Source organism: Streptomyces sp. NPDC014907 (assembly GCF_055562975.1).
In genome coordinates, this window is sequence record NZ_JBVHEG010000008.1 from 1 (window position 1) to 14,525 (window position 14,525).

Genomic DNA, 14,525 nt, shown 5'->3' on the forward strand with positions numbered 1-14,525 from the left:
GGGGGGGGGGGGGGGGGGGGGGGGGGGGGGGGGGGGGGGGGGGGGGGGGGGGGGGGGGGGGGGGGGGGGGGGGGGGGGGGGGGGGGGGGGGGGGGCGGGGGGGGGGGGGGGGGGGGGGGGGGGGGGGGGGGGGGGGGGGGGGGGGGGGGGGGGGGGGGGGGGCCCCCCCCCCCCCCCCCCCCCCCGGCGTCCTCCGGGACGGGTCAGCCCGCGCGGTACGCGGTCCAGCTCTCGTTCATCCGGGTCACCTGGCCGGTGGTGAACTGGTACATGCAGGAGTCGTACGTGTAGTCCATGAAGTTGTGGATCGGGTCCACGCCGGTCTTGCTGGCGCAGGAGTCGCGGCCGGTCGGGCACTCGTAGGCCGGGCTCTTCTCGGCCGGGGTGTCGGCGACGTAGTCGCCGTTGCCGTTGCAGCCGCCCTGGAAGGTGTGGTAGAGGCCCATCCAGTGGCCGACCTCGTGCGTGGCGGTGTCGCCCTGGTTGTAGTTGGCCGCGGAGCCGCCCGGGAGCGAGGCGTCGAGGACGACGACGCCGTCCATGGACGGGTTGGACTTGTACGAGGACGGGAAGGTCGCCCAGCCGAGGAGGCCGCCGCCCAGGTTGGCGGTGTAGAAGTTCAGCGCGTTCGCCCCGCCCTTGCGGAGGGTCTGCTTCATCTCCTTCTCGGCGGTGGAGCCGGAGGTCAGGTTGTACCAGGCGGCGTTGTCCGTGTAGTCGGTACCGGCCAGCGTGAACTGGAAGTTGGTGTTCACGTTGCCGGTGCCCTGGCCGGCGTAGGCCGCGTTCAGGACGTTCATCTGGTTGCTGATGGCGGTGGCGGAGAGCTTGCCCGTCGTGCCGGAGTGGATGACGTGGAAGTAGACGGGGATGGTGACCGCGGTGGCGGCCTCCCCGGCGGCGGCGCCGAGGCGCCCGGACGGGCGGGCCGAGGCCAGTCTCTTCCTGAGGTCGTCGTCCATGGCCTTGGCCTGGGCGGCCGTGACCTCGTTCGGCTCGGCGGCGTGGCTGTCGGCGCCGCGCTCCTTGCGGGCGCCGGAGACGGCGGCGGTGCCGTCCGCGCACTCCTCGGCGGAGGCGCCGGCCAGGGTGGTGGAGGCACCGGTGGCGACGGGGGCGGAGAGGGGGGTCAGGGCCAGGGTTCCGGCCATGACGGCGGTGCCGACGATACGACGTGACATACGCGGGGATATACGGACAAGAGCACGCATGGTGTCTCCTCGTGGGGGGCGGGCGGAGGAACTTCCTCCGCCACGCCGGGGAGATTACGCGTCCATGTCAGGGGTCGTTGAGCAGTGATCAAGCCCAATCATCCGTAGGGCAATTCGGTACATCGGGAAGAAAAACTTGTGCGGTTTCCGGAGTTTGAGGCGACAACATCACGCCCGGAGGGTGGAGGCGGGTGGTGTGTCCGGATTCGATCGCCCGAAAAGGCCACCCGCCACAGCCGTGTGATCTCCCGTTAACAAACGGGACCATGGCTGAAAATAGACCCTCCGGGGAACTCAGAGGACCGGCTGGTACACCCGCTCGACACGCTGCGTTCCGCTCCGCGTCCGGTACGAGCGCGCCCAGGCCGTCGTCGCGTCCGGGTCCGCCTTGTCGGAGACCGTGTAGTAGTCCATCTGCGCGCGGGCGGCGGTCACGTCGAGCACGCCGTAGCCGTGGTGGTCCATGTCCACCCACTTCACATGGCGGTTGGCCGCCCTCACGGCGGTCTCCGCCACCGCGGAGAGCGTCCCCGGCGCCACGTGCAGCAGGTCGTCCAGGTTGTCCGAGGTCACCGAGGTGACGACGAACTCGGTCGCCGCCGAGCCCGACAGGGGGTACGTCGCGGCCTTCACCGGCACGTCGTTGGCCCACGCCATGTGGATGTCACCGGTCAGGAAGACCGTGTTCCGGATGCCCCGCGCGGTCAGGTGCGCCAGCAGCTCCCGGCGGTCGTCGGTGTAGCCGTCCCACTGGTCCACGTTGACCGCCAGCCCCTCCCTCGGCAGGCCCATCAGCTCCGCCAGCGGTTCCAGGAGGTGGGCGGGCAGGGCGCCGAAGGCGACCGGCGAGATCATCACCGAGGTCCCGACCAGCTGCCAGACCGCGTCCGAGCCCGCCAGCCCGGCCTTCAGCCAGTCCAGCTGGGCGCGGCCGGTGATGCTCCGCTCCGGGTCGTCGACCGCTCCGCTGCCCGTCCTCGCCGGGGCCGACCGGAACGAACGCAGGTCGAGCAGGTGCAGATCGGCCAGTCCGCCGAAGCGCAGGCGCCGGAAGACCGTGCCCTCGGTGGACGTCCGGACCGGCATCCACTCGAAGTACGCCCGCTTGGCGGCCGCCACCCGGGCCGCCCACTCGCCCTCGGCGCCGGGGGTGTGGTTCTCCGCCCCGCCCGACCAGGCGTCGTTGGCGAACTCGTGGTCGTCCCAGATGGCGATCACCGGGTGCGCCGCGTGCACCGCCCGGAGGTCGGGGTCCGTCTTGTACGCGCCGTGCCGGGTGCGGTAGTCGGCGAGGGTGACGATCTCGTGGCGCGGCTCGTGGGGCCGCACGGTGTACTCCGCCCCGGGGTAGACGCCGCCGGCGTACTCGTAGAGGTAGTCGCCCAGGTGCAGGACCGCGTCCAGGTCGGCGCGGGCGGCGAGGTGGCGGTAGGCCGAGAAGTGTCCCGCCTCCCAGTTCGCGCAGGAGACGACGCCGAAGCGGACGCCGTCCACGGCCGCGCCGGCGGCCGGCGCGGTGCGGGTGCGGCCCGCCGGCGAGACGACGCCGTCCGCGGTGAAGCGGAACCAGTAGGCGGTGGCCGGGCGCAGGCCCCGGACGTCCGCCTTCACCGTGTGGTCGGTGGCGGCGCCCGCCGTGACCGCGCCGGAGGCGACGACCCGGGTGAAGGCGCGGTCCTCCGCGAGCTCCCAGCCGACCCGCACGTCCGGGCCGAGGCCGGAGCCGGGCACGGCGGCGGGGACCGGGGTGACGCGCGTCCAGAGCAGGACGCCGTCGGGCAGCGGGTCGCCCGAGGCGACACCGTGCAGGAAGGCGGCCCGCCCGGTCTCCGCGACGGCGGGGGAGACCGCGCCCAGGACGGCGGGCGCGGCGACGGCGGTGGCGGCGGCGGCCTTCACGACCGTGCGGCGGGCGGGGGCGAGGGGTATGCGTCGACTGGTCACGGCCCGTCAGATTACTGAGGGGTACGCCCGGAGGGCGGGCGAGAACCGGAAATTCGCCCACTCGTCGTCCCGGGGACGCCTCCGGCCCCGGACCGGTGGGTCCGGGGCCGCGGGCGACCGCCGCGGGAGGGCCGGGCACCCGGGAGGGCCGGGCCCCGCGAGCGGCCGGCGTCAGGACTTCAGGGCCGCCGTGATCGCCTTGTCGAACTCGTCCGTCGTCATCGGCGGGTTGTCGGTGCCCTGGACCGTCACCGGCTTGCCGTCCATCCTCAGGGACGGGGTGCCCGTCACCCCGCTGTCGTCGAAGGTCCTGGACATCTTCATCGCCCAGGCGTCGAAGGTGCCGTCCTCGACGTGCTTCCTGAACGCGGCGTTGTTCTTGAGCGCCGGCACCGTGTCCGCGACCTCCAGGAGGTAGGAGTCCTTCGCGAACTTGTCCTCGTTCTCCTCCGGGTGGAACTTCGCGGAGTAGAGCGCCGACTTGTACTTCAGGAAGGCCTCCGGGCTCACGTCCAGGGCCGCGCCGAGCGCCGAGAGGGCGTTCTTGGAGCCCTCGCCGGGAGCGGCGTTGTCGATGAAGGTGGCGCCGACGTAACGGATCTTGTACTTGCCCGCCTCGACGTCCTTCTCGACCGTGGAACCCACGGACTGCTCGAAGGTCGCGCAGACCGGGCAGCGCGAGTCCTCGTACAGCTCCAGGGTCTTCTTCGCGGACGGCTTGCCGATGACGACCGTCGTGCCGTTCGCGCCCGAGGTGTTCCTGGGGGCGGTGACGGTCTTCGCGTCCGCCGCCGCCTCCCAGTGGGAGGGCTTGTTGGCCTGCACCACGGCGTAACCGATGCCGCCGGCGACGGCCAGGACGGCCACGGCCGAGCAGGCGACGACGAGCTGCCGGCGCACCCGGTCCTTCTTCGCCTGGCGCTCGCGCTCCTCGCGCAGCCGCTCGCGGGCGGCCGCCTTGCTGGCCTGGCTGTTGCGTGCACTCATGATCGTGATCTCCGTGAAGGTGAAGAGGGGGGCAGGGGGGACCGCGGGGTCCGCTCAGACGAGAGCGGGACCCGGGCGCGGCGGCCCCCGCCGCCCCACGGAGTGCACGAGGAGCCGGACCCGGGAGGGCCGGGGCCGTTCCCCGGGGCGGCCGGCGCGCCGGGGCGCCGGGCCCCCGGCGCGGACGAGGGCCGTCACGAGCAGCAGCGGCCGGAAGGCGAAGGCCCCCACCGCGCGGACGAGCCGGGCCAGCGCCCGCTCCCCGCCGCGCAGCCAGCACGCCGCCGAGAACCCGACGCCCACGTGCGCCAGGAGCAGCAGCCACGGCAGCGCCGGGTCGGGGGAGCCGAGCGGGCCGGCCGCGCCCCCGGGGGCCGTCACCCCGGGCAGCGGCGCGCCCACGGCGCCGCCGCAGAAGACCTCCACGCCCACCGAGCGCAGCGACCCGGCGACCGGTCCGCCGGCGGGGCCGTAACAGACCGCCTGGCCGCTGGTGAAGAGGGTGTCGGCCGCCAGCTCCAGCGGGACGAGGAGCCCGGCGATCGGGCCGAGGCCCCGCTCGCGGCCGGCCAGCGCGTACGCCACGGCGAAGACGCCGGCCGCGACCGGCACGACCGTCCCCGCCGGCAGCGGCACGCCCGAGAGCAGCACGTGGGACGCCACGGACAGCGTCACGACCAGTGCCGTGAAGAACGCCGCCCGCAGCGCCCTCAGCTGCGTCCCTGCCATGTCCATCGTCCAGGAGTGTGCCACGCCGGCCCGTAAGGGGTCTCTAAAGGGAACCCGTGGACGGTCCCGCCTGCCCCTGGAGTCCCGGAATCCGGCCGTTGCGGAAGAGGTCCACGAAGATCTGGTGATCGGCCCGCGCCCGCGCCCCGTAGGCGTGCGCGAAGTCCACCAGGAGTTCGGCGAAGCCCTCCTCGTCGGCGGCGATCGCCGCGTCGATGGCCCGCTCCGTCGAGAACGGCACCAGGGAGTGGCCGCTGGAGTCGTCCGCCGCCGCGTGCATGGTCGCCGTGGCCCGGCCCAGGTCCGCCACGGTCGCCGCGATCTCGGCCGGGTCGTCGATGTCCGACCAGTCCAGGTCCACCGCGTACGGCGACACCTCCGCGACCAGCTGCCCGGCACCGTCCAGCTCCGTCCACCCCAGCCACGGGTCGGCGTGCGCCTGGAGCGCCCGCTGCGAGATCACCGTGCGGTGGCCCTCGTGCCGGAAGTACTCCCGCACCGCCCCGTCCGTCACGTGGCGGGAGACCGCCGGGGTCTGCGCCTGCTTGAGGTAGATCACGACGTCGTTCTCCAGGGCGTCGCTGTTGCCCTCCAGGAGGATGTTGTACGAGGGGAGGCCGGCCGAGCCGATGCCGATCCCGCGCCGCCCCACCACGTCCTTCACCCGGTGCGAGTCGGGGCGGGCCAGACTGGACTCCGGCAGGGTCTCCAGGTAGCCGTCGAAGGCCGCCAGGACCTTCCGGCGGGTGGCGGCGTCCAGCTCGATCGCGCCGCCTCCGCCCGAGAAGCGCCGCTCGAAGTCCCGGACCTCCGTCATCGAGTCGAGGAGGCCGAAGCGGGTCAGCGACCGGGCCCGGCGCAGGGCGTCCAGCACCGGCCCGCCGGCGGTCCCCAGGGTGAAGCCGGGCACCTCGTCCCCGCGGGCTCCGGCCGCCAGGGCGCGGACGCGCTCCCGGTAGGCGGCCGCGCAGATCCGCACGAGGTCGGTGATCTGCGCGTCGCTCAGCGCCTTGGCGTGGCCGATCAGGGCGAGCGAGGCCGCCAGGCGCTTCAGGTCCCAGGTGAAGGGGCCCACGTACGCCTCGTCGAAGTCGTTGACGTTGAAGATCAGCCGCCCGTTGGAGTTCATGTACGTGCCGAAGTTCTCCGCGTGCAGGTCGCCGTGGATCCAGACCCGGCCGGTCCGCTCGTCCAGGTACGGCCCGCCGTGCGCCTCCCGCTCCAGGTCGGCGTAGAACAGGCACGCGGTGCCCCGGTAGAAGGCGAAGGCGGAGCCGGCCATCTTCCGGAACTTGACGCGGAAGGCCGCCGGGTCGGCGGCGAGGAGTTCGCCGAAGGCGGTGTCGAAGACGGCGAGGATGTGCTCACCGCGTTCGGCGGCGGCGGGCTGGGGGACCGGCATCGGGGTGCCTCCTGGTACGGGACGTGCGCGCAGGGTGTTCACGACAAAAGGGACGGGTGTTCCCCGTCTCCCACCGCGCGACCCTAGCCCCCGAGCGCCCCGCGCGACCCACCCGCCCGACTAGACTCCGACACCGTCCCCCCGGACCGCCCGCGGCCCGCCCGCCCGCCGCCCCTGCACGAGGCGCTTCGCGCCACAGATATCCCCGGAGGCCTCCCGCCGTGACCAAGCCGCCCTTCACGCACCTCCACGTCCACACCCAGTACTCGCTGCTGGACGGTGCCGCGCGGCTGAAGGACATGTTCAACGCGTGCAACGAGATGGGCATGACGCACATCGCCATGTCCGACCACGGCAACCTGCACGGGGCGTACGACTTCTTCCACTCGGCCAAGAAGGCCGGCGTCACGCCGATCATCGGCATCGAGGCGTACGTCGCCCCCGAGTCCCGGCGGAACAAGCGGAAGATCCAGTGGGGCCAGCCGCACCAGAAGCGCGACGACGTCTCCGGTTCCGGCGGTTACACCCACAAGACGATCTGGGCGGCGAACGCCACCGGCCTCCACAACCTCTTCAAGCTCTCCTCCGACGCCTACGCCGAGGGCTGGCTCCAGAAGTGGCCCCGGATGGACAAGGAGACCATCTCCCAGTGGTCCGAGGGCCTGATCGCCTCCACCGGCTGTCCCTCCGGCGAGCTGCAGACCCGGCTGCGCCTCGGCCAGTTCGACGAGGCGCTGAAGGCCGCCTCCGAGTACCAGGACATCTTCGGCAAGGACCGGTACTTCCTGGAGCTGATGGACCACGGCATCGAGATCGAGCACCGGGTCCGCGAGGACCTCCTGCGGATCGGCAAGAAGCTCGGCATCCCGCCGCTGGTCACCAACGACTCGCACTACACGTACGCGCACGAGGCCACCGCCCACGACGCCCTGCTGTGCATCCAGACCGGCAAGAACCTCTCCGACCCGGACCGCTTCAAGTTCGACGGCACCGGCTACTACCTGAAGTCCACGGACGAGATGTACGCCGTCGACTCCTCGGACGCCTGGCAGGAGGGCTGCGCCAACACGCGGCTGGTCGCGGAGCAGATCGACACCACCGGCATGTTCGAGGCCAAGAACCTCATGCCGAAGTTCGACATCCCCGAGGGCTACACCGAGGTCACCTGGTTCCGCGAGGAGACCATGCGCGGCATGCACCGCCGGTTCCCGAACGGGATTCCGGAGGACCGCATGAAGCAGGTCGAGTACGAGATGGACACGATCATCTCGATGGGCTTCCCCGGCTACTTCCTCGTCGTCGCCGACTTCATCATGTGGGCCAAGAAGCAGGGCATCGCCGTGGGCCCCGGCCGCGGCTCCGCGGCCGGCTCGATCGTCGCGTACGCCATGGGCATCACCGACCTCGACCCCATCCCGCACGGCCTGATCTTCGAGCGCTTCCTCAACCCCGAGCGCATCTCGATGCCCGACGTCGACATCGACTTCGACGAGCGCAGGCGCGTCGAGGTGATCCGGTACGTGACGGAGAAGTACGGCTCCGACAAGGTCGCCATGATCGGCACCTACGGCAAGATCAAGGCCAAGAACGCCATCAAGGACTCCGCGCGCGTCCTCGGCTACCCGTACGCCATGGGCGACCGGCTCACCAAGGCCATGCCCGCCGACGTCCTCGGCAAGGGCATCGACCTCGACGGCATCACCAACCCCTCCCACCCGCGCTACAGCGAGGCGGGCGAGATCCGGGCGATGTACGAGAACGAGCCCGACGTGAAGAAGGTCATCGACACCGCGAAGGGCGTCGAGGGCCTGGTCCGGCAGATGGGCGTGCACGCCGCCGGCGTGATCATGTCCAGCGAGCCGATCGTCGACCACGCCCCGATCTGGGTGCGGCACACCGACGGCGTCACCATCACGCAGTGGGACTACCCGCAGTGCGAGTCGCTCGGCCTCCTGAAGATGGACTTCCTGGGCCTGCGCAACCTCACCATCATGGACGACGCCGTCAAGATGGTGAAGGCGAACAAGGGCGTCGACCTCGACCTGCTCGCCCTTCCGCTCGACGACCCGAAGACCTTCGAGCTGCTCCAGCGCGGCGACACCCTCGGCGTCTTCCAGTTCGACGGCGGCCCCATGCGGTCGCTGCTGCGGCTGATGAAGCCCGACAACTTCGAAGACATCTCCGCCGTGTCCGCCCTGTACCGGCCGGGCCCGATGGGCATGAACTCGCACACGAACTACGCCCTGCGCAAGAACAAGCAGCAGGAGATCACCCCGATCCACCCCGAGCTGGAGAAGCCGCTCGAAGAGGTGCTCGCGGTCACCTACGGCCTCATCGTGTACCAGGAGCAGGTGCAGAAGGCCGCCCAGATCATCGCCGGGTACTCGCTCGGCGAGGCCGACATCCTCCGCCGCGTGATGGGCAAGAAGAAGCCCGAGGAGCTGGCGAAGAACTTCACCATCTTCCAGGCCGGCGCCCGGAAGAACGGCTACAGCGACGAGGCCATCCAGGCCCTCTGGGACGTCCTGGTCCCCTTCGCCGGCTACGCCTTCAACAAGGCGCACTCCGCCGCCTACGGACTGGTCTCCTACTGGACCGCCTACCTCAAGGCCAACCACCCGGCCGAGTACATGGCGGGACTGCTGACCTCGGTCAAGGACGACAAGGACAAGTCCGCGGTCTACCTCAACGAGTGCCGCCGCATGGGCATCAAGGTGCTGCCGCCCAACGTCAACGAGTCGGAGTCGAACTTCGCCGCCCAGGGCGACGACGTGATCCTCTTCGGCCTCTCCGCCATCCGCAACGTCGGCACCAACGTCGTCGAGTCGATCATCAAGACCCGCAAGTCCAAGGGGAAGTACTCCTCCTTCCCCGACTTCCTCGACAAGGTCGAGGCCGTCGTCTGCAACAAGCGGACCGTCGAGTCGCTGATCAAGGCCGGCGCCTTCGACGAGATGGGCCACACCCGCAAGGGCCTGGTCGCCCACCACGAACCCATGATCGACAACGTGGTGGCGGTCAAGCGCAAGGAGGCCGAGGGACAGTTCGACCTCTTCGGGGGCATGGGCGAGGAGACCAGCGACGAGCCCGGCTTCGGCCTGGACGTCGAGTTCTCCGACGTGGAGTGGGAGAAGTCGTACCTGCTCGCCCAGGAGCGCGAGATGCTCGGCCTCTACGTCTCCGACCACCCGCTCTTCGGCATCGAGCACGTCCTGTCCGACAAGGCGGACGCGTCGATCTCCCAGCTCACCGGCGGTGAGCACGGCGACGGCGCGGTCGTCACCATCGGCGGCATCATCTCCGGCCTCCAGCGCAAGATGACCAAGCAGGGCAACGCCTGGGCGATCGCCACCGTCGAGGACCTGGCCGGCTCCATCGAGTGCATGTTCTTCCCGGCCACGTACCAGCTGGTCTCCACCCAGCTCGTCGAGGACACGGTCGTCTTCGTCAAGGGACGGCTCGACAAGCGCGAGGACGTGCCCCGGCTCGTCGCCATGGAACTCCAGGTGCCCGACCTGTCGAACGCCGGGACCAACGCGCCGGTGGTCCTCACCATCCCGACGGTGAAGGTGACCCCGCCGATGGTCAGCAGGCTCGGCGAGATCCTCAAGCACCACAAGGGCAACACCGAGGTGCGGATCAAGCTCCAGGGCCCGCGCAAGACCACCGTGCTCCGGCTCGACCGGCACCGGGTGACGGCCGACCCGGCGCTCTTCGGCGACCTGAAGGTGCTGCTCGGCCCGTCCTGCCTGGCGGGCTGACCCCGCCTCCCCGCACGCGCAAGGGGCGCGCCCGTCGTCACGGGCGCGCCCCTTTGCCGTACGCGGGCGTCAGTTGTGGCCGAAGCGCTTCTGGCGGCCCTTGCGGGCGACGTCGCTCGGCAGCACCTGGGACGCGCGCTGCGCGGCCTCGGACTCCATCGCCGTCTGCTGGGCCTGCTGGGTGCCGCGCTCGGCCGGGGACTGCTTCTGACCACGGTTCTGGTTGCGGTTCTTGGCCATGGTGATGCCTCCTCAAGGGGATCTAGGGGCCAGGGCCGTTGTCAGACTCACATACGGTATGAAACGCCGCATGTTGGATCATTACGGAACGTAAAAGCCCTGCGAGCGGGGCATCCGCCACGCCGATGATCCAGTTCCGGCCGTCAAGCCACCGGCGGTCGGGCAGACTCGAAGGAAACCCGGAGCAACTTCCGATCCCGAGTCCGACCCCCAGGGCCGAAAGAGGGTGGAACACGTGGACCGCTGCGTCGTCCTGGTGGACGCCGGCTACCTGCTGGGCGCCGCCGCCAGCCTCCTCGCCGGGGAACCGGCCCGTTCCCGGATCACCGTCGACCACGCCGCGCTCATCCAGCAGCTGCGCCAGCGCGCCGAGGCCGAGACCGCGCTGCCCCTGCTGCGCATCTACTGGTTCGACGGCGCGCCCGACCGGGTGCCCCAGCCCGAACACCGCAGACTGCGCGTGATGCCCCGGGTCACCGTCCGGCTCGGCGCCCTGACCAGGAGCGAGGGGCGCTGGGCGCAGAAGGGCGTCGACGCGGCCATGCACACCGAGCTGACCGAGCTGGCCAGGAACAGGGCCTGCTCCGACATCGTGCTCGTCACCGGCGACGGCGACCTGCTGCCCGGCCTCATGTCGGCCAAGGAACACGGCGTCGCCGTCCACCTCTGGGCCGTCCAGGCCGCCGACGGCGACTACAACCAGTCCGAGGACCTGGTCGCCGAGGCCGACGAACGGCGGGTCCTCGACCGGGCCTGGATCACCCGCGCCGTCCGCGCCAAGGACCTCACCGGCGTCTGCGCGCCCCCGCCCGCCCCCCGCCCCGAGATCGCCGCCATCCTCTCCGCGCCGCTGCCCGAGGCCGCCCTCGCCGCCTCCGCCGAGCGCGCGGCGGAGGCCGCCGCCACGGCCGTGCGGAACGGGGACACCGCCCCCTCCGGCGCCTCCGCCGACGGGGACCACCAGCACGCCCGGGGGAACGGGCGCGCCCGCGACGCCGACCAGACCCCGGCGCCGGGGAAGGGCGTCCCCACCCCCAAGGACCTCGCGGGGCTGCGCGCCCCCCACGCCAACGGCACCGCCACCGCCACCGGGCCGCAGAGCACGAGCGCGCTCCGCTGGTCCTCCGACCGGGGCTGGGTCGAGCGCCCGGCTCCGCTCGGCGAGCCGGCCGAGACCGCCTCGCTGCCCACGCTCGCCACCCTCACCAGCGCCGAGCAGCGCTGGGCCGACCGGGAGGAGGACATCACCACCGTCGGCGGTGACCCGTTCGAGGTCGGACAGGTGTTCGCCCGCCGTTGGATGGAACGCCTTCCGGAACAGAGCCACGTCCAGAGGCTCTCCGCCCTCTACCCCCGCATCCCGCACCGCATCGACGGCGAACTCCTCCGCTACGCCGCCCGTTTCGGCCTCCTCGCCCACAAGGACGACCAGATCGACGAGCACGACCGGTACGCGATCAGGGCCGGATTCTGGCGCGAGATCGACGTCCGCGCCGCCGCCGAACACGCCCCCGCGCCCGGAGCGGGCCCGGCGACCCCGTAGGCTCTTCCTCCGTGAGTACGGTGTGCGCGGTGCGGGATCTGGTCAAGACGTACCCCGCCACGCGCGGCAGACGCGGCGCCCCCGCGACCTCCGCCGTGCGGGCCACCGACGGGATCAGCCTCGACGTGCGCGGCGGCGAGATCTTCGGCCTGCTCGGCCCCAACGGCGCCGGCAAGTCCACCCTCGTCCGCCAGGTCACCGGGCTCATGCGGCCCGATTCCGGCACCGTCGAACTGCTCGGCCACGACCTGGTGCGCCACCCCGAGCGGGCGGCCCGCCTCCTCGCCCACCTCGGCCAGGAGTCCACCGCCCTGGACGAGCTGACCGTCTCCCTGGCCGCCGAGACCACCGGACGGCTGCGCGGCCTCACCGCCCACGACGCGCGCGCCGAGCGCGACGCCGTCCTGGAGGAGCTGGGCCTCACCGCGCTCGCCTCCCGGCCGCTCAAGAAGCTCTCCGGCGGACAGCGGCGGCTCGCCTGCGTCGCCGCCGCCCTCGTCGGCCGGCGGCCCGTCCTCGTCCTGGACGAGCCCACCACCGGCATGGACCCCGTCGCCCGGCGCGCCGTCTGGGCCGCCGTCGACCGGCGGCGCGCCGAACAGGGCACCACCGTGCTGCTCGTCACCCACAACGTCATCGAGGCCGAGACCGTCCTCGACCGGGTCGCCGTCCTCGACCGCGGCCGGGTCATCGCCTGCGACACCCCGGCCGGGCTCAAGGAGCGCGTGGCCGGCGAGGTCCGCGTCGAACTGGTGTGGCGCGAGTCGGCCCCCCTCCACCTGCCCGAGGTCGCCGCGCTGCGGGAACCCGCCCAGGAGACCGGACGGCGCTGGACCCTGCGGCTCGCCCCCGACGCGGCCCGCGCGGCCGTCGCCACCGTCACCGGGGGCGCCGCCTTCGCCGCCCTCGACGACTTCACCCTGGCCACGCCCAGCCTGGAGGACGTCTACCTGGCGCTGGGCGGGGCGGCCGAGGGGGCCGAGGGGCTGGTGAAGGCATGACGGCCGCCACGGTTCCCGCGCCCGCCGGAACGGCCCGCCGGCCCGGCCTTTCGGGCCCCATCCGCACCTCCGGCGCCATCCGCACCTCCGGCCCCATCCGCACCTCCGGCGCCGACCGCGCCCCGCACGCGGCCCCCCGCGTTCCGCACGTGACCGTCAGGAGCTGTCCGCAGTGAGCACCGTGCCCGCCGAGGTCCTGCCGGCACCCGCGCCCGGCCGCCGGCCGTCCGGCGGGGGAACCGCCGCACCCCTCGCCCCCCGCGCCCGGCTGCTGCCGTCCATGGCCGCCGTCTACCGGGCCCAGCTCTCCCGGGCCCGCGTCGCCCGCATCCCGCTGCTCTTCGTGGCCACCTTCCAGTCGATCGGGATCATGGTCCTGATGCGCGGGGTCGTCGACGGCGGCTCCGAGGCGCGGGCCGTCGTGGCCGGCTCCACCGTCCTCGTCGTCGCCTTCGTCGCGCTCAACCTGCTCGCCCAGTACTTCGGGCAGCTGCGGGCCACCGGCGGCCTCGACCACTACGCCACCCTGCCCGTGCCGCCCGCCGCCGTCGTGCTCGGCGCGGCCGGGGCGTACGCCTCCTTCACCGTGCCCGGGACCGCCGTCACCGCCGTCGCCGGCTCCGTCCTCTTCGGCCTTCCGCTCGGCCACCTGTGGGTCCTCGCCGCCGTCGTCCCGCTCGCCGGCGCCGCCCTCGCGGGGCTCGGCGCGGCCCTCGGCCTCCTCGCGCCCCGGCAGGAGCTGGCCACCCTGCTGGGCCAGCTCGGCATGTCGGCGGCGCTGCTCCTGGGCGTCCTCCCGGCGGAGCGGCTGCCGGGCCCCATCGGCTGGGCGCGGGACCTGCTGCCGTCGACGTACGGCGTGGAGGCCCTGGCCCGCACCTTCGTCCCGCACCCCGACTGGGCGGCCGTCGGCCTCGACCTCGCCGTCTGCGGCGCGGTCGGCGCGGCCTCGCTCGCGGTCGCCACCCGGGCGTACCGGCGGGCCGTCGTCCGCTGAGGCGGGACACAGGCGCACCTGGCACGATGTCGGGGTGACCGCACCTCTGACTCCGCCCCACCAGCCACAGCCGCACGACCGCGACTGGCCCCCGCCGCCCCCGCCGCCGCTCGGTCCGGAGGGCGACCCGATCACGGCGGCCGAGGTCGTCCTGGGCGTCGTGGTCACCGTCGTCTCGGCGGTCGCGGGCGCGCTGCTCGGAGTGCTGTGGCTGAACCTGGCCCCGCGCGTCCCCCTCGTCTCGGACGGCAAGGGGGTCTACCTGCGGAACTCCGAGGGGGAGGCGGCGATCGGAGGGGACGGCACGTTCGTGCTGCTGGCCCTGGCCTTCGGCGCGGTCGCCGCGCTCGTCGTCTTCCTGCTGCGCCGCCGGGGCGGCATCCCGCCGGTGCTCGGCCTGGCGATCGGCGGCATCCTGGGTTCGCTGCTCGCGTGGAAGACCGGGACGTCCTTCGGCCCGACCCCGGACGTGGCCGCCCATGCCAGGGCGGTCGGCCCCGGCGTCGTCTTCGAGGCGCCGCTGAAGCTGAACCTGGGGGCCGCCGCGCTGCTGGCCTGGCCGCTCGCGGCGATGATCGTCCACCTGGCCCTGACGGCCCTCTTCGGCCCCCGTGACCCCGACCCCTGGGCCCGGCCCGGAGACGGCCCGGGGGACACCGTCCCCGGGGCCGGACCGAAAACGTCCTGAGGGGTCCGAAGAAGCCGAGCGG

11 protein-coding genes are annotated in these 14,525 nt (G+C 72.7%); 5 read left to right on the top strand and 6 right to left on the bottom strand.

All coding sequences use genetic code 11. From position 1 onward, the window contains the following. Positions 1-203: 203 nt before the first annotated feature. The 5 genes from ACZ3IL_RS20895 to ACZ3IL_RS20915 all read right to left on the bottom strand — a co-directional run bounded on the left by ACZ3IL_RS20895 (position 204) and on the right by ACZ3IL_RS20915 (position 6,273). Positions 204-1,181, bottom strand: coding sequence for a zinc metalloprotease (locus ACZ3IL_RS20895; protein ID WP_467392067.1), 978 nt, complete (start codon positions 1,179-1,181; stop codon positions 204-206). A gap of 324 nt (positions 1,182-1,505) precedes the next feature. Then, positions 1,506-3,155 carry an alkaline phosphatase D family protein gene (locus tag ACZ3IL_RS20900; RefSeq protein WP_467392069.1) on the bottom strand — a complete coding sequence of 550 codons (1,650 nt, stop codon included), beginning with the start codon at positions 3,153-3,155 and terminating at the stop codon, positions 1,506-1,508. Between the two features lie 171 nt (positions 3,156-3,326). After that, on the bottom strand, positions 3,327-4,142 hold the full coding sequence (locus ACZ3IL_RS20905) for a DsbA family protein (RefSeq protein ID WP_467392071.1): 816 nt from the start codon (positions 4,140-4,142) through the stop codon (positions 3,327-3,329). Between the two features lie 54 nt (positions 4,143-4,196). Further along, on the bottom strand, positions 4,197-4,877 hold the full coding sequence (locus ACZ3IL_RS20910) for a hypothetical protein (protein WP_467392073.1): 681 nt from the start codon (positions 4,875-4,877) through the stop codon (positions 4,197-4,199). 37 nt (positions 4,878-4,914) lie between these two features. Next, entirely contained in the window at positions 4,915-6,273 is a 1,359-nt protein-coding gene (locus ACZ3IL_RS20915; protein WP_467392075.1) for a DUF2252 domain-containing protein, read from the bottom strand. A gap of 221 nt (positions 6,274-6,494) precedes the next feature. Here ACZ3IL_RS20915 and dnaE point away from each other — a divergent pair, with 221 nt between their 5' ends. Next, complete coding sequence (dnaE, locus tag ACZ3IL_RS20920) at positions 6,495-10,034, top strand: DNA polymerase III subunit alpha (RefSeq protein ID WP_467392077.1); 3,540 nt, start codon at positions 6,495-6,497, stop codon at positions 10,032-10,034. 69 nt (positions 10,035-10,103) lie between these two features. Here the strand turns inward: dnaE and ACZ3IL_RS20925 are convergent, their stop codons facing one another. Continuing rightward, entirely contained in the window at positions 10,104-10,274 is a 171-nt protein-coding gene (locus ACZ3IL_RS20925; protein ID WP_467392079.1) for a hypothetical protein, read from the bottom strand. A 226-nt stretch (positions 10,275-10,500) separates the two neighbouring features. Between ACZ3IL_RS20925 and ACZ3IL_RS20930 the strand changes: the two genes are divergently transcribed. From ACZ3IL_RS20930 to ACZ3IL_RS20945, 4 genes are all read left to right on the top strand, one after another. Then, positions 10,501-11,817, top strand: coding sequence for an NYN domain-containing protein (locus ACZ3IL_RS20930; protein ID WP_467392081.1), 1,317 nt, complete (start codon positions 10,501-10,503; stop codon positions 11,815-11,817). A gap of 20 nt (positions 11,818-11,837) precedes the next feature. Beyond that, complete coding sequence (locus tag ACZ3IL_RS20935; RefSeq protein WP_467392485.1) at positions 11,838-12,818, top strand: ABC transporter ATP-binding protein; 981 nt, start codon at positions 11,838-11,840, stop codon at positions 12,816-12,818. A 172-nt stretch (positions 12,819-12,990) separates the two neighbouring features. Then, a complete protein-coding gene (locus ACZ3IL_RS20940; protein WP_467392083.1) occupies positions 12,991-13,815 on the top strand; it encodes an ABC transporter permease in 825 nt (274 codons plus the stop codon). Between the two features lie 34 nt (positions 13,816-13,849). Beyond that, positions 13,850-14,503: a DUF2567 domain-containing protein gene (locus ACZ3IL_RS20945; RefSeq protein WP_467392085.1), complete on the top strand. Its 654-nt coding sequence runs from the start codon at positions 13,850-13,852 to the stop codon at positions 14,501-14,503. Positions 14,504-14,525 lie beyond the last annotated feature (22 nt).